The 19,054-nt window shown below is 70.2% G+C and carries 16 protein-coding genes; 11 read left to right on the forward strand and 5 right to left on the reverse strand.

Translation table 11 applies throughout. The features are described from left to right. Nucleotides 1-19 precede the first annotated feature (19 nt). Nucleotides 20-829 carry a ParA family protein gene (locus tag ACFUTX_RS05460; protein ID WP_378861246.1) on the reverse strand — a complete coding sequence of 270 codons (810 nt, stop codon included), beginning with the start codon at nt 827-829 and terminating at the stop codon, nt 20-22. 73 nt (nt 830-902) lie between these two features. Between ACFUTX_RS05460 and ACFUTX_RS05465 the strand changes: the two genes are divergently transcribed. From ACFUTX_RS05465 to ACFUTX_RS05475, 3 genes are read left to right on the forward strand one after another with little or no spacing between them, the layout of a single operon-like run. Further along, entirely contained in the window at nt 903-4,310 is a 3,408-nt protein-coding gene (locus ACFUTX_RS05465; RefSeq protein ID WP_378861248.1) for a pyruvate carboxylase, read from the forward strand. Between the two features lie 58 nt (nt 4,311-4,368). Next, nucleotides 4,369-5,853 (forward strand): MinD/ParA family protein, encoded by a 1,485-nt coding sequence (locus tag ACFUTX_RS05470; RefSeq protein WP_378861250.1) that lies wholly within the window; start codon nt 4,369-4,371, stop codon nt 5,851-5,853. Between the two features lie 3 nt (nt 5,854-5,856). Further along, a complete protein-coding gene (locus ACFUTX_RS05475; RefSeq protein WP_378861252.1) occupies nt 5,857-6,345 on the forward strand; it encodes a peptide deformylase in 489 nt (162 codons plus the stop codon). Nucleotides 6,346-6,451: 106 nt separating this feature from the next. On the opposite strand, the gene ACFUTX_RS05480 is transcribed toward ACFUTX_RS05475, so the two are convergent. Further along, nucleotides 6,452-8,278 (reverse strand): AMP-dependent synthetase/ligase, encoded by a 1,827-nt coding sequence (locus ACFUTX_RS05480; protein WP_378861254.1) that lies wholly within the window; start codon nt 8,276-8,278, stop codon nt 6,452-6,454. A gap of 148 nt (nt 8,279-8,426) precedes the next feature. On the opposite strand from ACFUTX_RS05480, the gene ACFUTX_RS05485 reads away from it, so the two are divergent. Genes ACFUTX_RS05485 through ACFUTX_RS05495 form a run of 3 tightly spaced genes read left to right on the forward strand, consistent with a single transcriptional unit; the run spans nt 8,427 to nt 11,484 of the window. Next, nucleotides 8,427-9,362: an ROK family glucokinase gene (locus ACFUTX_RS05485; RefSeq protein ID WP_378861256.1), complete on the forward strand. Its 936-nt coding sequence runs from the start codon at nt 8,427-8,429 to the stop codon at nt 9,360-9,362. A 5-nt stretch (nt 9,363-9,367) separates the two neighbouring features. Next, complete coding sequence (locus tag ACFUTX_RS05490) at nt 9,368-10,099, forward strand: lysophospholipid acyltransferase family protein (RefSeq protein WP_378861258.1); 732 nt, start codon at nt 9,368-9,370, stop codon at nt 10,097-10,099. Between the two features lie 47 nt (nt 10,100-10,146). Next, complete coding sequence (locus ACFUTX_RS05495) at nt 10,147-11,484, forward strand: class II 3-deoxy-7-phosphoheptulonate synthase (protein ID WP_378861260.1); 1,338 nt, start codon at nt 10,147-10,149, stop codon at nt 11,482-11,484. Nucleotides 11,485-11,533: 49 nt separating this feature from the next. Here ACFUTX_RS05495 and pknB read toward each other — a convergent pair whose 3' ends face one another. Together pknB and ACFUTX_RS05505 are read right to left on the reverse strand one after the other, a co-directional pair. Further along, the gene (pknB, locus tag ACFUTX_RS05500; protein WP_378861261.1) at nt 11,534-13,474 is read right to left on the reverse strand and encodes a Stk1 family PASTA domain-containing Ser/Thr kinase; all 1,941 of its coding nucleotides are present in this window, start codon (nt 13,472-13,474) and stop codon (nt 11,534-11,536) included. Nucleotides 13,475-13,542: 68 nt separating this feature from the next. After that, a complete protein-coding gene (locus ACFUTX_RS05505; protein ID WP_378861263.1) occupies nt 13,543-14,757 on the reverse strand; it encodes a LysM peptidoglycan-binding domain-containing protein in 1,215 nt (404 codons plus the stop codon). Between the two features lie 150 nt (nt 14,758-14,907). Between ACFUTX_RS05505 and ACFUTX_RS05510 the strand changes: the two genes are divergently transcribed. After that, a complete protein-coding gene (locus ACFUTX_RS05510; RefSeq protein WP_378861265.1) occupies nt 14,908-15,258 on the forward strand; it encodes an Rv2175c family DNA-binding protein in 351 nt (116 codons plus the stop codon). A 5-nt stretch (nt 15,259-15,263) separates the two neighbouring features. Here ACFUTX_RS05510 and ACFUTX_RS05515 read toward each other — a convergent pair whose 3' ends face one another. Beyond that, entirely contained in the window at nt 15,264-16,358 is a 1,095-nt protein-coding gene (locus ACFUTX_RS05515; protein ID WP_378861267.1) for a polyprenyl synthetase family protein, read from the reverse strand. Nucleotides 16,359-16,422: 64 nt separating this feature from the next. Between ACFUTX_RS05515 and ACFUTX_RS05520 the strand changes: the two genes are divergently transcribed. The 4 genes from ACFUTX_RS05520 (at nt 16,423) to ACFUTX_RS05535 (ending at nt 19,050) form a co-directional block, all read left to right on the forward strand. Next, the gene (locus tag ACFUTX_RS05520) at nt 16,423-16,791 is read left to right on the forward strand and encodes a DUF3040 domain-containing protein (RefSeq protein WP_378861269.1); all 369 of its coding nucleotides are present in this window, start codon (nt 16,423-16,425) and stop codon (nt 16,789-16,791) included. 185 nt (nt 16,792-16,976) lie between these two features. Then, the gene (mraZ, locus tag ACFUTX_RS05525; RefSeq protein ID WP_378861271.1) at nt 16,977-17,408 is read left to right on the forward strand and encodes a division/cell wall cluster transcriptional repressor MraZ; all 432 of its coding nucleotides are present in this window, start codon (nt 16,977-16,979) and stop codon (nt 17,406-17,408) included. Between the two features lie 101 nt (nt 17,409-17,509). Then, nucleotides 17,510-18,463 carry a 16S rRNA (cytosine(1402)-N(4))-methyltransferase RsmH gene (rsmH, locus tag ACFUTX_RS05530; protein ID WP_378861273.1) on the forward strand — a complete coding sequence of 318 codons (954 nt, stop codon included), beginning with the start codon at nt 17,510-17,512 and terminating at the stop codon, nt 18,461-18,463. Further along, nucleotides 18,460-19,050: a hypothetical protein gene (locus tag ACFUTX_RS05535; protein ID WP_378861275.1), complete on the forward strand. Its 591-nt coding sequence runs from the start codon at nt 18,460-18,462 to the stop codon at nt 19,048-19,050. The genes rsmH and ACFUTX_RS05535 overlap by 4 nt, the downstream gene beginning before the upstream one ends. Nucleotides 19,051-19,054 lie beyond the last annotated feature (4 nt).

A 19,054-nucleotide genomic window follows, 5' to 3' on the forward strand; every position in this document is an offset into this window, starting at 1 on the left:
ACTCGCCGGACGTCCTTCGTCAGGCGCGGGCTTCTCCGGGCACGGGGATGCGACCGGTGCGCATGACGCGGTCGAGCAGCGAGTCGAAATCGGCGGCCAGTTCCTGCGCCGAATCGCCCGGCCAGATGTGCAGCGGCTTCGCTGCGCCCTGCGCCTGCTGCAGCGACGTGCGCTCCGGCAGCTGCGGGGCGAGCACGAGCGGTCCGAACATGTCGCGCAGCTCTTTGATGCGGAACTGGTGCTCGATCGACTGCGGCCGGACCCGGTTCACGACGATACCGAGCGGCTGCAGCCGGGGCGAAAGCCCTCGGCGGATCTCCTCGATCGCGCGCAGTGCGCGGTCGGCCGCCGCGACGGAGAAGAGTCCGGGCTCGGTGACGACGATCACGCGGTCGCTCGCCGCCCAGGCGGTGCGGGTCAGGGCGTTCAGCGACGGGGCGCAGTCGATCAGCACGAGGTCGTAGTCGGCCTCGATCGTCGCGAGCGCCTCCTCGAGCTTCCACACATCGCGCACGCTCGGGTGCGGGCCGTCGAAGTTGATGGCCGACGGGCTGCCGATCATCACATCGATCGTGCCCGGGTGCACCTTCGCCCAGCCGCTCGAGGTGATCGCCTGTCGGACCGTCTTCTCTCGCGGATTCGCGAGGACATCGGCGACATTCAGGCGGCCGGCGACCTGGATGTCCATGCCCGTCGAAACGTCGGACTGGGGGTCGAGGTCGACGACGAGCGTGCGGACTCCGCGGGCGAAAGCCGCCGACGCGAGTCCGAGAGTCACGGTCGTCTTGCCGACGCCACCCTTGAGCGAGCTGACGGAAAGCACGTGCACAAGGCACCACGTTACCGTCCCCTAGGCTGAGAGCACACTCAGGCCCGCCCGCTTCGTAGCCACCGGAGGTCGAATGTTCCGCAAGATCCTCGTCGCGAACCGCGGTGAAATCGCCATTCGAGCCTTCCGGGCCGCGTACGAGCTCGGCGCGCGCACCGTCGCGGTCTTCCCCTTCGAAGACCGCGGGTCGCTGCATCGGCAGAAGGCGGACGAGTCCTACGAGATCGGTGAGAAGGGGCATCCGGTCAGGGCGTACCTCGACGTCGACGAGATCATCCGCGTCGCGAAGGAGTCCGGCGCGGATGCCATCTACCCCGGGTACGGGTTCCTCTCCGAGAATCCCGAGCTCGCAGAGAAGGCCGCCGCGAACGGCATCGTCTTCATCGGACCGCCGGCCTCGGTGCTCGAGATGGCGGGCAACAAGGTCACGGCCAAGCACCATGCGGTGGCCGCCGGGGTTCCCGTGCTGCGCTCCACCGAGGCATCCGACGATGTCGACTCGCTGGTCGCCCAAGCCGACGAGATCGGGTTCCCCATCTTCGTCAAGGCCGTGGCGGGTGGCGGAGGGCGCGGCATGCGCCGGGTCGAGCAGCGCGAAGAGCTGGCGCCGGCCCTCGCCGAGGCCATGCGCGAGGCCGCGAGCGCGTTCGGAGACCCCAGGGTGTTCCTCGAGCAGGCGGTGCGGCGCCCGCGCCACGTCGAAGTGCAGATCCTCGCCGACAAGACGGGGGAGACGGTCCACCTCTTCGAACGCGACTGCTCGGTGCAGCGGCGCCACCAGAAGGTCATCGAGATCGCGCCCGCGCCGAACCTCGATCCGGCCGTCCGCGACGCGCTGCACGCGTACGCTGTGGCCTTCGCGCGCTCGATCGGCTACGAGAACGCCGGCACGGTCGAGTTCCTGCTCGAGACCGCGGGCCCGCGGGCGGGCGAGGTCGTCTTCATCGAGATGAACCCGCGCATCCAGGTCGAGCACACCGTCACGGAGGAGGTCACCGACGTCGACCTCGTCCAGTCGCAGATGCGCATCGCCTCGGGACAGTCCCTCGCTGAACTGGGGCTGCGACAGGATCAGATCCAGCTGCGCGGCGCGGCGCTGCAGTGCCGCATCACGACCGAGGATCCGTCCCAGGGGTTCCGGCCCGACACCGGCCGCATCACGACCTACCGCTCGCCGGGCGGCGCCGGCATCCGACTCGACGGCGGCACCACCGCGGCGGGGTCGCAGATCAGCCCGCACTTCGACTCGATGCTCGCCAAGCTCACCTGTCGCGGCCGCGACTTCCCGGCCGCGGTCACGCGCGCCCGGCGCGCCCTCGCCGAGTTCCGCATCCGCGGGGTGGCGACCAACATCCCGTTCCTGCGCGCCGTGCTCGACGACGAGGCGTTCGTTGCGGGCGACGTGAGCACCTCCTTCATCGACGAGCGCCCGCAGCTGCTCACCAGCAACCCCTCGCGCGACCGCGCCACGAAGCTGCTCAACTGGCTCGCCGACGTCACCGTCAACCGGCCGTACGGCGAAAAGCCGCTGTCCGTCTCACCGGGGAGCAAGCTGCCCGCGATCGACCTGACGTCGGCTCCGCCGTCGGGAACGCTGGAGCGGCTGCGCGCCCTCGGACCCGAGGGATTCGCCCGCGCCCTTCGCGAGCAGACGGCGCTCGCGGTCACAGAGACCACTTTCCGCGACGCGCACCAGTCACTGCTGGCGACCCGCGTGCGCACCCGCGACCTGGTTCGCGTCGGCCCGCACGTCGCGCGCATGACGCCCGGGCTGCTGTCGGTCGAGGCGTGGGGTGGGGCCACGTACGATGTCGCGCTGCGCTTCCTCGCGGAGGACCCCTGGGAGCGGCTGGCCGCGTTGCGCACGGCGATGCCCAACATCCCCATCCAGATGCTTCTCCGAGGGCGCAACACGGTCGGCTACACGCCGCGTCCGGTCGAGGTGACCGACGCCTTCGTGAGCGAGGCCGCTGCGACCGGCGTCGACATCTTCCGCATCTTCGATGCGCTCAACGACGTGTCGCAGATGCGTCCCGCGATCGACGCCGTCCGGGCGACGGGGACGGCCGTGGCCGAGGTCGGGCTCTGCTACACCTCCGACCTGCTGGATCCCGCCGAGCGCCTCTACACCCTCGACTACTACCTGCGCCTCGCGGAGCAGATCGTGGACGCCGGCGCGCACGTCCTCGCGATCAAGGACATGGCGGGCCTGCTGCGTCCGGCGGCGGCGGCGAAGCTCGTCGCGGCGCTCCGCGAGCGGTTCGATCTGCCGGTCCACCTGCACACGCACGACACCGCGGGTGGTCAGCTGGCGACCCTGCTGGCCGCCAGTGCGGCGGGAGTGGATGCCGTGGACGCGGCGGCGGCGCCGATGTCGGGCACCACGAGCCAGCCGTCGCTCTCGGCATTGGTCGCCTCTCTCGCCCACACCGAGCGCGACACCGGCCTGGACCTGCAGGCGGTCTGCGACCTCGAGCCCTACTGGGAGGCGGTGCGGCAGCTGTACCGGCCCTTCGAGTCGGGTCTGCCGTCGCCGACGGGTCGCGTGTACCACCACGAGATCCCGGGCGGTCAGCTGTCGAACCTCCGGCAGCAGGCCATCGCACTCGGTCTGGCCGACGACTTCGAGCTGATCGAAGACATGTACGCGGCCGCCGACCGGCTCCTCGGTCGCATCCCGAAGGTGACCCCCTCGTCGAAGGTCGTGGGCGACCTCGCCCTCGCGCTCGTGGCCGTGCGCGCCGATCCGGCCGACTTCGAGCAGAACCCGCAGAACTACGACATCCCCGACTCGGTCGTGGGATTCATGGCGGGGGAGCTGGGCGACCTCCCCGGCGGATGGCCGGAGCCCTTCCGCTCGAAGGTCCTCGCAGGGCGATCGGTCTCGATCGAGGTTCCGCCGTTGACCGAGGACGAGAAGGCGGGGCTCGCCGGCGACAGCCTGGCGCGACGACGCACGCTCAACCGTCTGCTCTTCCCCGGCCCCGCGCGGGAGTTCGAGAAGAACCGCGCGACCTACGGAGACCTCACGGCCCTCGGCACGCCGGACTACCTGTACGGGCTCACGCCCGGTGAGGAGCACGTCGCCGAGATCGACCCGGGTGTGCAGCTCTATGTCGGACTCGAGGCCATCGGCGAGGCCGATGCCAAGGGCATCCGTACGGTGATGACCACCCTCAACGGACAGCTCCGCCCCGTCTTCGTCCGGGACCGCAGCATCAAGGTCGACGTCAAGCAGGCGGAGCGCGCAGACACCACGAAGCCGGGACAGGTGGCCGCGCCGTTCTCCGGCGTGGTGACCGTGAAGGCGTCCGTCGGCGACAGCGTCCGCGCCGGTCAGCCGGTGGCATCCATCGAGGCGATGAAGATGGAGGCGGCGATCACCGCGCCCGTCGACGGCGTCGTCGAGCGCATCGCGATCAGCCCGACGCAGCAGGTCGACGCCGGCGACCTTTTGGTCGTCATCCGCCCCGCGCAGTAGCCTGGAAGGGGGCAACCGCCCGAACCCTCCCCCCGAGCCTGTGTTGGAGAACGCCGCAGTGACGCCCGATCGACCCGACCACGCGCCCGACGACGCTGAGAACGGGGTGCTGTCCGAGAAGGGCAACCTCGACACCAGCGGCATCGGCCTGCTGGGTGGCGCCACCGCTCAGGTGAACGTCGAACTGCCCTCCGAGAGCGACGACGACCTCGTCGACGACGACGTGATCGGAGACGAGGTTCCGTTCGTCGTCGAGATCCCGGCCGAGACGGCCGAGGCCGAGATCGTCGAGCCCCTCGCAGAGGCCGACGACTGGACGACGGACGCCGCCGAGGACTGGGAGGCGGACCTCGTCGACGCGGACGAGATCGTCGACGAGCCGGTGAGCACTCCGCCTCGGGCAGCGGGCACGGATGCCGCGGCATCCGTCCCGGTCGACGCGGCCGTGGCCGCACCCGCCGCTTCCGCGGCGACCGCTCCGACGTCGGCGGCATCGACCGAGTTCGCCGAGCGGGCGCAGGCCGCCGTGGAGCGGGTCCAGTCGCGCCCCGAGGTGACGCTCACCTCCAAGCGCCTGGGCGAGTTCGAAGCCGACCGAGAGACCGCCGACCTGCTGACGGCCGAGCGCCTCCTCGACCCGCACCACGTGGTGAAGCCCGAGCCCGAGGGCTATTGGCAGCACCTCGTCTACTCGATCTCGGGTCGCCGGATCAATCTCGGCGACGGCAAGCGCGCGCGGGCTCGCAAAGAGCTGGATCGGCGCATCGCCGCCCCGCTGAACGGCGGCGCGCGGTTCGTGCCCGTGCTCTCGCGCAAGGGAGGTGTCGGCAAGACGACGGTGACCACGCTCCTCGGCATGGCGCTCGCCGACGCGCGCGACGATCGCGTGATCGCGGTCGACGCCAACCCCGACCGCGGCACGCTCGCCGAACGCATCGCCCGCACGAGTGGCAAGACCGTGCGCGACCTGGTGCGCGCGAGCGGCGACGTCGTGGGCTTCAACGACCTCTCCCACATCGTCGCGCGCGACGAGACGCGCCTCGACGTGGTGGCCTCCGACTCCGATCCCCGCGTGTCCGAGGCTTTCAGCGACGCCGATTACCGCGATGTCGCGAAGCTCGCAGCGCACTACTACTCGATCGTCCTCACTGACACCGGCACGGGCATCGTCCACTCGGTGATGGGAGCGACCCTCGAGCTCGCCGACCAGCTGGTCGTCGTCGCCGGTCTGAGCGTCGACGAGGCGCGTCTAGCCTCCGAGACCCTGACCTGGCTCGAGACCAACGGGCATGCCGACATGGTCCGCGGCGCGGTCGTGGTGATCAACAACGCTCGTCCCGGCAACCCGCTCGTCCAGCTGGACGAGCTCGAGGCGCACTTCCGCACGCGGGTGCGCGCGGTGGTGCGGATGCCGTACGACGCGCACATCGCCACGGGAAGCGCGATCGTGTTCCGCGACCTGCAGCCCGCCACGCGGCAGGCAGCCCGGGACCTCGCCGCCACGGTGGTCGAGGGTCTCCGCTCCTACGCTCCCGCGGCCTGACCCATGGCGGTTCGCACCATCCGGGTCTTCGGCGACCCCGTCCTCACCTCCGTCAGCGCACCTATCGAAGAGATCGACGACGGTGTGCGCGCGCTCGTACGCGACCTGCTCGACACGGTCGAGCTTCCGGGTCGCGCCGGCGTCGCGGCGCCGCAGATCGGCGTCGGCCTGCGCGCGTTCAGCTACAACGTCGACGGCGAGATCGGCTACATCCTCAACCCGGTGCTCGAGGTCGCCGGCGAGCCGGAGCCCGTAGGGGAGGGATGCCTCTCGGTGCCCGGACTGTGGCACGACGCGGTTCGCTATCCGTGGGCGCGCGTCGTCGGCATCGACCTCGACGGTCAGGAGCTCGTCCTCGAGGGGGAGGGCCTGATGGCCCAGGCCCTGCAGCACGAGACGGACCACCTCGACGGGACGCTGTACCTCAAGCGACTCACGGCCGACGAGCGCCGTGTCGCGATGCGCGAGATCCGCGAGTCCGACTGGTTCTGACGGGTCGAGGTCGAGTGCCGCCGACCGCGGTCTGTCGAGACCGCTGCTCACACGACGAAGCCCCGGCCCTCCGACGAGGACCGGGGCCGAGGCATCCGCTCGATTCTCAGGTCAGCGACACGTTCGACGTGTTCACGGGAACGCTGTAGAGCTCGTCGATCTGCCCGGCGAAGTCGTCCATGATGACGTTGCGCTTGATGCTCATCTTGGGCGTGAGGTGACCCGAGGCCTCCGTCCACTCCGTGTCGAGGATCGTGAACTTGCGGATCGACTCCGCCCGCGACACGGAGGTGTTCGCGTGGTCGATCGCCCGCTGCACCTCGGCGCGCACGGCGTCGTTCTTGGCCGCGTCGGCCAGGGACATGTCGCCCGGCAGGTTGTTGTTCGCCAGCCACGTCGGCAGCATCTCGGGGTCGAGGGTGATCAGCGCCGAGATGAAGGGCTTCTGGTCGCCGACGACGACGACCTGCCCGACGATCGGGTTGGCGCGGATGGGGTCTTCGAGCACGGCCGGGGCGACGTTCTTGCCGCCGGCGGTGACGATGATCTCTTTCTTGCGCCCGGTGATCGTGAGGAAGCCCTCGTCGTCGAACGACCCGATGTCGCCGGTCTTGAACCAGTCTCCGTCGAAGGCCGCCGCCGTCGCCTCGGGGTTGCGCCAGTACTCCTTGAAGACGTTGATGCCGCGCACCTGGATCTCGCCGTCGTCGGCCAACCGGATGCCGACGCCGGGAAGCACCGGTCCGACGGTCCCGATCTTCGATTTCGTGGCCAGGTTCACCGTCGCCGGGGCGGTCGTCTCGGTGAGCCCGTACCCCTCGAGGATCGTGACGCCGAGGCTGTGGAAGAAGTGCCCGAGCCGCGGACCCAGCGGAGCCGAACCCGACACCGCGTAGGTCACGTTGCCGCCCATCGCGGCGCGCAGCTTGCTGTAGACCAGGCGGTCGAACAGGCGGAACTTGACCTTCGTCAGGAACGGGACCTTCTTGCCCTGCTGCAACAGTGTCGAGTGCTCGACGGCGGTGTGGGCGGCGGCGCGGAAGATCTTGCCCTTGCCCCCGGCCTCGGCCTTCTGCTCGGCGGAGTTGTAGACCTTCTCGAAGACGCGGGGAACGGCGAGCAGGTACGTCGGCTTGAACGACCCGAGCGCGGGGAGCAGCTGCTTGGTGTCGGGCTGGTGCCCGGTCTTGACCCCCGCGTGGATGTTCAGCACCGAGATGAACCGGGCGAAGATGTGCGCGGTGGTGATGAACAGCAGCGTGGACGCGCCGGGTTTGGCGACGACCTCTTCGAGCGACTTCGCGGAGTTGCGGGTCAGCTCGACGAAGTTGCTGTGGGTGAGCACGCACCCCTTCGGCCGGCCCGTGGAGCCGGACGTGTAGATGAGCGTCGCGATGTCGGCGCCGTTCGCGAGGTTGCGGCGGCGTTCGATCTCATCGTCCGACACGTCCTTGCCGGCGGCGACCAGCTTGTCGAGGTCGCCACGGCGCATCTCCCAGGTCGAGCGCAGGAGCGGGATGTCGGCGCGCACCTCGTCGAGCCGCGCGGAGTGATCGGCGGACTCGGTGATGCAGGCGACGGCGCCCGAATCGGTGAGGATCCAGCTGATCTGCGCGGGCGAGCTGGTCTCGTAGACGGGCACCATCACCGCGCCGGCGAAGAACAGGGCGAAGTCGACGAGCGTCCACTCGTATGTCGTGCGGGCGATGAACGCGACCTTGTCGCCGGGCTCGATCCCGGCCGCGACGAATCCCTTCGCGAGTGCGACGACCTGCTTGTGGAAGTCGGAGGCGGTGATCTCACGCCATCCACTCCCGTCGGGAACGGCGAAGAGCGCCAGCTGCGGAGTCGACTTCACCCGCTCGACCAGCAGGTCGGTGACGTTCGCCTGAGGGTCGGCGGGGATGATCGCAGGGACTTCGAATTGGACCACGGCAGCTCCTTCGGTACCGGACGGATAATCTCGGGTCGATCTCATACGAGTCTAATCCGCGCGCAGATCAACCCCTAGCCGCGGGCGCTGGGCGGCGCGGATAGACTGCAAGGCGCCGTCGCGCGCGCGCCGGCCGGAGAGGAATGCGGTGCTCAAGGTCGGTATCGACATCGGCGGGACGAAGATCGCGGGAGGCGTCGTCGACTCCGACGGCCGCATCGTCGAGAAGCTCCGGGTCGACACCCCCGTCGACACGCGACAGCTCTCGGATGCCGTCATCGACATGGCCCGCCACTTCGCCGCCGGTCACGACATCGCCGCAGTGGGCGTTGCCGCCGCCGGATTCGTCGACCGCGATCGGGCCACCATCATCCACGCGCCGAACATCGCGTGGCGGAACGAGCCCCTGAAGGCCACCCTCGAGGCGGGAATCGACGTCCCCGTGTCGATCGAGAACGACGCGAACGCGGCCGGGTGGGCCGAGTTCCGCTTCGGCGCCGGCCGCGACGTCGACAACATGGTGATGCTCACGATGGGGACCGGCGTCGGGGGAGCGATCGTCCTGGACGGCGAGCTGTTCCGCGGCGGGCACGGTATCGCCGCCGAGCTCGGACACACGCGCTTCACCCGCGACGGGCTCCCGTGCGGGTGCGGGCAGAACGGATGCCTCGAGCAGTATGCATCCGGCCGTGCGCTGCAGCGCGAAGCCGGCGCCATCGCCGACGCGGGCGGCATCGGGGCGGCTCTCGCGGCGCTGCGCGCCGAGAAGGGCTCCATCAGCGGGCCGGCGGTGTCGCGTCTCGTGCTCGCCGGCGATCCGGGAGCCATCGAGGCGCTGCGGCGCGTGGCGACGGCCCTCGGCGAGGCGTGCGGCGGCTTCCAGGCCGTGCTCGACCCCGAGCTCTTCGTCATCGGCGGCGGTGTCGCGCAGCTCGGCGAGGACCTCCTGGCGCCGGTGCGGCTCGCGTACGAGACCTCCCTCCCGGGGTACGGGGACCGTCCGGTGGCGGAGTTCGCGATCGCGCAGCTCGTGAACGACGCCGGGCTCATCGGAGCGGCCGACCTGGCCGGGGTGCAGGAGTAGGCGCCATGTTCTACTGGCTGATGAAGTACGTCGTGATCGGGCCCCTCGTCAAGGCGATCTTCCGGCCGTGGATCGTCGGACGGCGGAACGTCCCCGTCGAGGGCGGTGCCATTCTGGCGAGCAACCACCTGTCGTTCGTCGACTCGATCATCCTTCCGCTCATGATCGATCGCCCCGTCGCCTTCCTGGCGAAGAGCGACTACTTCACGGGCAAGGGGCTCAAGGGCTGGTCCACGCGGATGTTCTTCAAGGGCACCGGCCAGATTCCGATCGACCGTTCGGGCGGTAAGGCGTCGGAGGCATCACTGAACACCGGATTGCAGGTGCTCGGCGGCGGCGAGCTTCTGGGGATCTACCCGGAGGGAACCCGCAGCCCTGACGGCAAGCTCTATCGCGGGCGCACGGGCATCGCGCGCATGGCGCTCGAGGCCCACGTCCCCGTCGTGCCGGTGGTCATGGTCGACACCGACACGATGATGCCCATCGGACAGCGGGTGCCCAATGTCGTGCGGGTGGGCGTCGTCATCGGCGAGCCGCTGGACTTCTCGCGCTTCGCCGGCATGGAAGGCGACCGCTACATCCTCCGCTCCATCACCGACGAGATCATGGTGGCGCTCCAGCGGCTGGGCGAGCAGGAGTACGAGGACGTCTACGCGTCGACGGTGAAGGACCGGCTGCGCACCGATCCTCGTGCCGCGAGGCGCGCGCGGGCCGCGGCCGGCGAGGGCGACGCCTGACCGTCACACGTGCCGGGGTGCCCCTCTGCCGCGGCTAGACTCGAGGGATGCTTCAGCAGCTCGACAGTCTCGACCACTGGCGTACCCTGCCCATCAAGCAGCAGCCGGCGTGGCCCGACGCCGATGCCGTGGCCGCAGCATCCGCCGAACTGGCCACACTGCCGCCGCTGGTGTTCGCGGGCGAGGTCGACAACCTGCGTGAGCGCCTGGGGCGCGCCGCCGCGGGCGAGGCCTTCCTGCTGCAGGGCGGCGACTGCGCCGAGACGTTCGCCGGGGCGACGGCCGAGCAGATCCGCAACCGCATCAAGACGGTCCTCCAGATGGCGGTCGTGCTGACGTACGGCGCCTCGATGCCCGTGGTGAAGATGGGCCGCATGGCGGGTCAGTTCGCCAAGCCCCGCTCGAGCGACACCGAGACGCGGGGCGACGTCACGCTCCCGGCATACCGCGGCGACATCGTCAACGGCTACGACTTCACCGAGGGCTCGCGGCAGGCCGACCCCCAGCGGCTCCTGAAGGGTTACCACACCGCCGCGTCGACGATCAATCTGATCCGCGCCTTCACGCAGGGCGGCTTCGCCGATCTCCGCGAGGTGCACTCGTGGAACAAGGGCTTCGCGCAGAACCCCGCCAATCAGCAGTACGAGCGGATGGCGAACGAGATCGATCGCGCGATCCGGTTCATGGAGGCCGCGGGAGCGGACTTCGACGAGCTCAAGCGTGTCGAGTTCTACACGGGCCACGAGGGCCTGCTCATGGACTACGAACGGCCGATGACCCGCATCGACTCGCGCACCAGCACGCCGTACAACACCTCCGCCCACTTCCTGTGGATCGGAGAGCGCACCCGCGAGCTGGACGGCGCCCACGTCGACTACTTCTCCAAGATCCGCAACCCGATCGGCGTGAAGCTCGGGCCGACCACGTCGCCCGAGACGGCCCTCGATCTGATCGACAAGCTCGATCCTCACCGCGAGCCGGGACGCCTGACGTTCATCACCCGCATGGGGGCCGGCAAGATCCGCGACGCGCTGCCACCGCTGCTCGAGGCGGTGAAGGACTCCGGTGCCACCCCGCTGTGGGTCACCGATCCCATGCACGGCAACGGCATCACGACTCCGACGGGGTACAAGACGCGTCGCTTCGACGATGTCGTCGACGAGGTGCGGGGCTTCTTCGAGGCGCACCGCGCCGTCGGCACGTTCCCCGGCGGGATCCACGTCGAGCTCACCGGTGACGACGTCACCGAGTGCCTGGGCGGTTCGGAGCACATCGACGAGGCGACCCTCGCGACTCGGTACGAGTCGCTCTGCGACCCCCGCCTCAACCACATGCAGTCGCTCGAGCTCGCCTTCCTCGTCGCCGAGGAGCTCGAGAAGCGCTGATTCCGGATGCCGGGGCCCGAGGCATCCGGAATCCACGTCGTCGCGGGAGTCAGCCGCTGACGGTGATCTCGATGTAGATGCGCGTGCCTTTGACGAGCATGGTGCCCGGCCCGGGGTCGGACGCCGTGACCTCGGTGATCTCGTCGGGGAACGGCGCCCACAGCGCCGAGTAGTCCACCTGGAACCCGGCGCCCTCGAGCTCGGCGATCGCCTCGTCCCGCGTCATGCCGGCCACATCGGGCACCGGGAACAGCGGCGGACCGGTCGACACGATGAGGGTGATCGCGTCGCCGGGACGCCACCACCCGCCGCCGTCGCGCTCGGTGGTGCCGATCACGAGCCCGGCGGGGATCTCGTCGCTCGCCTGCTCGATGACGGCCTCGGCGACGTCGAGGCCCGCGTCGGTCAACGTCGCCCGCGCTGGGTCGACCTCTTGGCCCCGAACGCTCGGCAGTGCGCCGAGCGACACCCACAGGGTCGCGGTGTCCCCCTCGCGCACGGTGCACCCTTCGAGGCACGCGACCTCTTCGCCGCCGTCGCGCGGGTGGATGACGACGCCGACCGTGGTGTCGACGGCCGCGTCCGTGTAGAAGGCGCGTTCGCCGTCGACCTGGATGCGATGCGAGTCGAGCACCGCGGTGGCGTCGGTCTTCGACATGCCCTTCATCGACTCCACCTGGGCCTCGGCCGGACCCAGCGAGATCAGCACGACGACTTCGGATTCCCTGTCGACCCTCGATCCGGCCGGTGGCGTCGTGCTGATCGCGCGGCCCGCCTCGACGTCGAGGCTCGCCTCGCCGCGCTCCACGGCGACGAGCGAGTCGTCGGCGAGCCGCTGCTCGGCCTGCGCGAAGGTCATCCCCGAGACGTCGGCCACCGGCACCATCGAGCCGGGACCCGAACCGAACCACCATCCGATTCCCGCCGCCAGGGCCGCGAGGATGAGGACCACGGCGACCAGCCAGGCGCCACGCACCTGCCGGTGCCTGGTCGCACGTCGGAGTCGCGTGGCGTTGTCGACCTCCTCGACGGGGAGAGTGGGTCCCGTGCCGGATGCGGGGAGCACCGCGGTGAGGTCGCCGGAGTCGGATCCGTCGACGGGGCGCGCGGCCATCGCGCCCGCGCGGGTCACGGCAGGCGTGATCCCGAGCTCGCGCTCGATCTCGCGGAGGCGATCGAGCATCTCCCTGGCGTCGGCCGGCCGGTCATCGGGGGAGCGCTCGGTGGACCACAGCACGAGTTCGTCGAGCGGCTCGGGCACACCGGGGTTCTTGACGCTGGGTCGGGGCACCGAGTCGGTCGCGTGCTGGAATGCGATCTGCATCGGCTGCTCGCCCTTGTACGGCTGCTCGCCCGTGAGCATCTCGTACAGCATGATCCCGAGCGCGTAGATGTCGCTGCGGGCGTCGGCCGTGCCGCGCGTGACGAGCTCGGGCGCCAGATAGGCGATGGTCCCGAGCAGCTGCGCCCCGGTCGCGGTGTTCGCGGTCGTCGCGCGAGCGAGCCCGAAGTCGCCGATCTTGATGCGCCCGTCCTCTGCGAGGAGGACGTTCTCGGGCTTGACGTCGCGGTGGACGATCCCCGCCCGGTGCGCGGCGGCGAGGCCCGACAGGATCGCGTCCAGGATCGACACGGCCTGGGGAATGGTCAGCCGGCGCTGTTCGCGCAGCAGTTCGCGCAGCGTGATCCCCGGCAGGTACTCCATCACCAGGTAGGCCATGTCGCCGTCCTGGCCCTGGTCGAACACGTTGACCACGTGAGGGTCGGCGAGCCGAGCGGCGGCGCGAGCCTCCTGGATGAAGCGGCTCTGGAAGACGGTGTCGTCGCTCAGATGACCGTGCATGACCTTGAGCGCGACACGTCGTTCCAGCCGGAGGTCGGTGGCGACGTACACGGTCGCCATGCCGCCTCGCGCGATGCGCGCACGGACGCGGTACCGTCCGTCGACCAGACGGCCGATCAGCGGGTCCGTCTGCTGGCTCGTGCTCACGGCAGAAGTCTACGGACGCGCGCCTGCGAGGCCGGGGAACGCCTCACCTCTGACGCGCGCGTCCGCCGTCAGCCGAGGGCGGCGAGCCAGGCGTACGCAGGCTTCTCCCACCGTGCGTAACGATCGGGATACGCCGAGATCTGCACCGCCTGCGCGGCTCCGGCGAAGGTCATGCTCTCCCATCCGGGGATGTCGAGCAGTCCGCGCGTGCGTGCGCCGTTGGGGTCGGCCGCGCCGCCGAAGAACGCCTTGATCGAGCGGACCCGGTCGCGCACTTCGTCCGGGGTTCCCCAGCCGGTGCTCGGGCGCTGCTGGAACAGTCCGAGCGAATCGCGGTCGCCCCAATCCAGGTTGCGGATCCAGGACTCCTGCATCGCGGTCCCGAGCGCGATCGCGATGCCGCGATCGGGCACGCCCAGTTCGCGGCCTACCTGGATGATGAGGCGCGCGTTGTCGGTCTGCTCGGCGTCCAGGCCGGGCACCGACGCTGCGGCACCGCCGCCGCGGCCGGGGAGGGCGAGCTTCTGTCCGGGATAGATGATCGAGGAGGAGCTCAGGCCGTTCGCCGCGAGCACTGCGGCCACGGTGACGCCGTGCTTCTGCGCGATGCCCGTGACGGTGTCACCCGCCACGACGACGTAGGAGGTCGGGACGGCCGGTGCCGCAGGGGCCGCGGGGGCGGCCGGTGCCGCGCCCTTCGGCGCGCCGGGCACGACGAGCTTCTGGCCCGGGTAGATGATCGACGACCAGCCCAGCCCGTTGGCGGCGAGGACCGCTTGCGTCGTCGTCCGGTACCGGGTGGCGATCGCGCTGACCGTCTCGCCCGCGGCCACGGTGTGCGTAGTCTCCACCGGGGCCGATGCGGCCGGCGCGGGGGCGGCGGCGGGTTCCGCGCCGGTCAGCCGCAGCACCTGGCCGGGGTGGATGACCGAGGACCACGTCAGGCCGTTGAGTGCCAGCACGTCCTCGGTCCGCAGTCCATGACGGGAGGCGATCGCGGTGACGGTGTCGCCCGGCTGCACCGTCTCTTCGGCCGGCGGGGCGGATGCCGTCCGCGCCACGGCCGCTCTGATGCTGCCGCTGCGAGCGCCCACCTCGACGCCGGAACCGGTCGCCGCGTCGTACGACAGGGAGCGCAGCATCCGTTCGTCCGCGGACCGCGGGTCGGCGTGGACGGGTCCGCCCGAGAGGGCGAGCGCGATGGAGCCCACCACCGCCACGGGGACGCCAGCGGACGCGCCGCGCGGCTGCGATGTCGTTCGGGTGAATGCGTCGAGTCGCAAGAGTTCCCCCCTCTGTCGAACTCATAGCACCGTGTCACGGATATATACCAGTGTCAACGGAAGTGAAATGAGAGATCGATGTGGTTTCTGTGACAGGAGAGGTCGATCTGCGACGTGCGCACCGCCCCGCGGGAATGCGATAGTGGCTGGGTGACCGCTGACGACGTTTCGCGTATCGACACCGAATGGCTCACCCTGCCCGAGCTCGTGGAGGCGCTGGGCGAGCCGCTCGGACGGGTGCGCCGCTTCCTCGACGAATCCCAGCTGATCGGCTCCCGGCGCGACGGCGCGCTCAAGGTCCCGGCCGTCTTCATCGTCGACGGCCACCCCCTCGCCTCTCTGCGCGGGACGGTGATCGTGCTGCACGACGCGGGCTTCTCGGATGACGAAGCCATCGACTGGCTCCTCACCGAGGAGGAATCCATCGGCATCCCTCCGATCGAGGCGCTGCGGGCCGGACGGAAGGCGGAGGTGCGCCGGGTGGCGCAGGCTCTCGCCTGAGGCCCTCAGCCCACCCTGACCGTCGCAGCCCGAGCGAGGTCGCGAAGCTCGCCCACCGCGGCGTGCCCGAGGCGAGCGCCCGACAGCGAGCGCTCCGCCTCGCGGGCGTAGTCGGCGATGAGGCGCTCGACGCGGTCGAGAGCGCCCGACTCGACGATCGTCCGCTGCAGCGACGCGATCTGCTCTGGCGAGAGGCGAGGGTCGCCGACCAACTCGTCGACGAGGCGCCGGGCGCCTGGTGCGAGGGACTCCCGCGCGTACGCGATGAGGACGGTGCGCTTGCCCTCGCGGAGATCGTCTCCCGACGGCTTGCCCGTCTCACGCTCGTCGCCGAACACGCCGAGCACGTCGTCCCGCAGCTGGAAGGCCATTCCGAGGGGGTGGCCGAAGGTCGACAATGCCGCCGCCTGTTCGCCGTCGGCTCCCGCGAGAGCCGCGCCGACCGCGAGGGGCTGCTGGATGCTGTACCGAGCGGACTTGAGCGAGGCGACGCGCAACGCCCTCTCCGCGTGCTGCTCGTCGGGCGCGGTGCGGTAGGCCGACTCTTCGGCGATGTCGAGGAATTGGCCGATGGTCACCTCGCGGCGCATCGTCGCGTACTCCGCGCGAGCCGCCGCCGCACGCGCCTGCGGAGCGTCGGCGAGGCCCTCTTCGAAGAGATCGTCGCTCCAGGCGACGAGGAGGTCGCCGAGCAGGATGGCCGCCGAACGACCGAAGGCCGCCGCGTCTCCGGCCCAGAGGGCGGCACGGTGGGATGCCTCGAGAGCGCGGTGCGCGGCCGGCCGACCGCGCCGGGTGTCGGAGTTGTCGATCACGTCGTCGTGCACCAGGGCGGCCGCGTGGAAGATCTCGAGGGACGCTGCCGCGGTCACGACCTGGGCGGGCGGCGTCGCGCTGCCCCCGGACGCCTCCTCCACCGCCCTCCACCCGGCGATGCAGAAGCGTCCCCGCAACCGCTTGCCGCCCTGCAGGGTCGCGGCCGCAGCGTCGACGAACAGGGCAGCTTCCGGGCCCAGGTCCTGCGCATGCCGACGTTGAGCGGAGACGAAGATGTCCAGACGCTGGGAAATGGCTTCGACAGGGTCCGCAGAGGGTGACACGGGCCTAGCCTAGTGATCTACGGCACGCGTAGAATCAACGCAATCGAGCTAAAGAGGGGGATGCATGCCACTCTCCGAACAGGAGCAGCGTCTGCTCGACGAGATGGAGCGTCATCTCATGCGCAACGACGCGGATGTCGTCAGCGCGCCGCGTGATGGACGCAGCCTCAGTTATCGCAACATCGTCTACGGCACCATCCTCGTGCTGCTGGGTCTGGGCGGACTCCTGGTGGGCGTCGCACTCCCGCTGATCGCCGTCGGCGTCCTCGGGTTCGTCGTGATGCTCGGCGGAGTCATCCTCGCCGTCACACCGACGCGGGGCAGCGCCGCCCGCGAGCGGGTGCAGACCGAGAAGCCGGCAGCCTCGCGGTCGAGTTCCTCTTTCATGGACCGTATGAACGATCGCTGGGACAGGCGGCAAGAGGGGCGCTGACGCGCGCGCACCGCTGAGAACGGCATAGGCACCGACCTTCGGGTCGGTGCCTTTTTCTTTGCCGTGATGTGCCGCTGTGGCGCGCCGGGGAAGGATTTCGCGCGCAATCCATAGCGAAGTGGAGGGAAGTGGAGTAAAGTGGTGGATATCCCGCGGGGGCCGGATGAAGGGGGAGTGATGAGCCGATGCTTCTGGGCACGCACACTCCCAAGCTCGACGACAAGGGCCGCGTCATCCTTCCGGCCAAGTTCCGCGACGACCTGGGCGGGGGCGTCGTCGTGACCCGCGGGCAGGACCGATGCCTGTACGTGTTCAGCACGCAGGAGTTCGAGCGGGTCCACGAGCGCATCCGCGAAGCGCCCCTCGCCAACAAGCAGGCGCGCGACTTCCTGCGCATGTTCCTGTCCGGAGCGAGCGCTGAGAAGCCCGACAGCCAGAACCGCATCACCATCCCCCCTCCGCTCCGGGCATACGCCGGCCTCGAACGAGACCTCGTCATCACCGGCGTCGGAGCGCATGCCGAGATCTGGAACGCCGACGCCTGGAACAGCTACGCCGAGGCGAACGAAGAGACCTACGCCGAACTCGAGCAGGAGGTGATCCCGGGCCTGTTCTGAGCCCTCGGTCCTGACTCCCAGCCGCCCTCCCTGACGCACTTCCCCGGCGCCAGGTCGGAGCGGATGGGGATCAGGACCGAGGGACCCCGCCCCGAGAAGCCATGAACCTGCGCGACATCCACACCCCGGTCCTGCTGGACCGCTGCGTCGAACTCCTCGCCCCGGCTCTCGGTCGCGACGGCGCCGTCTTCGTCGACGCGACGCTCGGCATGGGCGGGCACTCCGAGGCCTTCCTCGAGCGATTCCCCGGCCTCCGGCTGGTGGGGCTCGATCGCGACACCGATGCCCTGCGCATCGCCGGCGAGCGGCTCGCGCGCTTCGCAGACCGGGTCACGCTCGTCCACACGGTCTACGACGGCATCGCCGAAGCCGTCGCCGGCGCCGGGTTCGCGGCCGCCGACGGCATCCTGTTCGACCTCGGCGTGTCGTCTCTCCAGCTCGACGTGGCGGATCGGGGCTTCGCGTATGCGCAGGACGCTCCGCTCGACATGCGCATGGACCAATCCGCCGGCACGACGGCCGCCGACATCCTCGCCACCTACGGCGAGGGCGACCTGCGCCGCATCTTCGAGCGGTACGGCGAAGAGAAGCTGGCCGGCCGCTACGCGCGTGCCATCATCGCCGCCCGCCAGCAGGCGCCGATCGATCGCTCGAGCCGGCTCGTCGAGATCCTGCAGGCTGCCACTCCGGCCGCTGTGCAGCGCAGCGGGCATCCGGCCAAGCGCGTGTTCCAGGCGCTGCGCATCGAGGTCAATCGCGAGCTCTCGGTGCTCGAGCGTGCGATCCCCGCGGCACTCGGTGCGCTGCCCGTCGGCGGTCGCATCGTCGTCCTGTCGTACCAGTCGCTGGAGGACCGGCTCGTGAAGCGGGAGTTCGCGGATGCCTCCGCCTCGACCGCGCCTGCGGGGCTGCCGGTCGAGCTCTCGGAGCACGCCCCGCGGTTCCGTCTGCTGGTCAAGGGAGCGGAACTCGCCTCCGACGAGGAGCGCGCGGCCAACCCGCGGGCGACGCCGGTGCGCCTGCGCGCCGCTGAGCGAGTGAGGGACGCCTCGTGAGCATCGCATCGAACGCCCTGCCGACCCCGTCCGCGCTCCCGCTGCGTTCCGAGCCCCAGCGACGCCTCCGGGCCGTCGAGGCGCCGGTCCGGCGCCGGCGCCCCAAGCTGCTGTACGGCGTGGTCGCGGTGCTCGGCGCGTTCCTCATCGCGGGGTCGCAGATGGCGCTGTCGATCATGACGACCCAGGGGTCGTACGAGCTCTCCGCGCTCAAGCAGGAGCAGCGAGACCTCACCTATCAGAAGCAGATCCTGTACGACGACGTGGCGGGTCTCAGCTCGCCGCAGTACCTCGCCGCCAACGCCGCCGCGCTCGGCATGGTCATCGACGAGTCGCCCAGCTACCTTCGGCTGAGCGACGGGGCGCTCCTCGGCGCCCGCGAGGTGTCGCTCGGATCGTCGTCGGTCGACGCGATGGGGCGCGGCGCGGTGCCGAACGCCCTCATCTCCGACACGCCCCTCGTCACCGCGCCCGACGCGACGATCGAGGGCAAGCCGGCGGCCCCGGTCGAGCCGGTCGAGGACGGCGGAGTGGCCAACACACCGCCGCCGATCACCGACGGACTGCCGACCCCGAGCACACACTGACAGC

Source organism: Microbacterium sp. NPDC057407, from assembly GCF_042803895.1.
Lineage (GTDB): Bacteria > Actinomycetota > Actinomycetes > Actinomycetales > Microbacteriaceae > Microbacterium.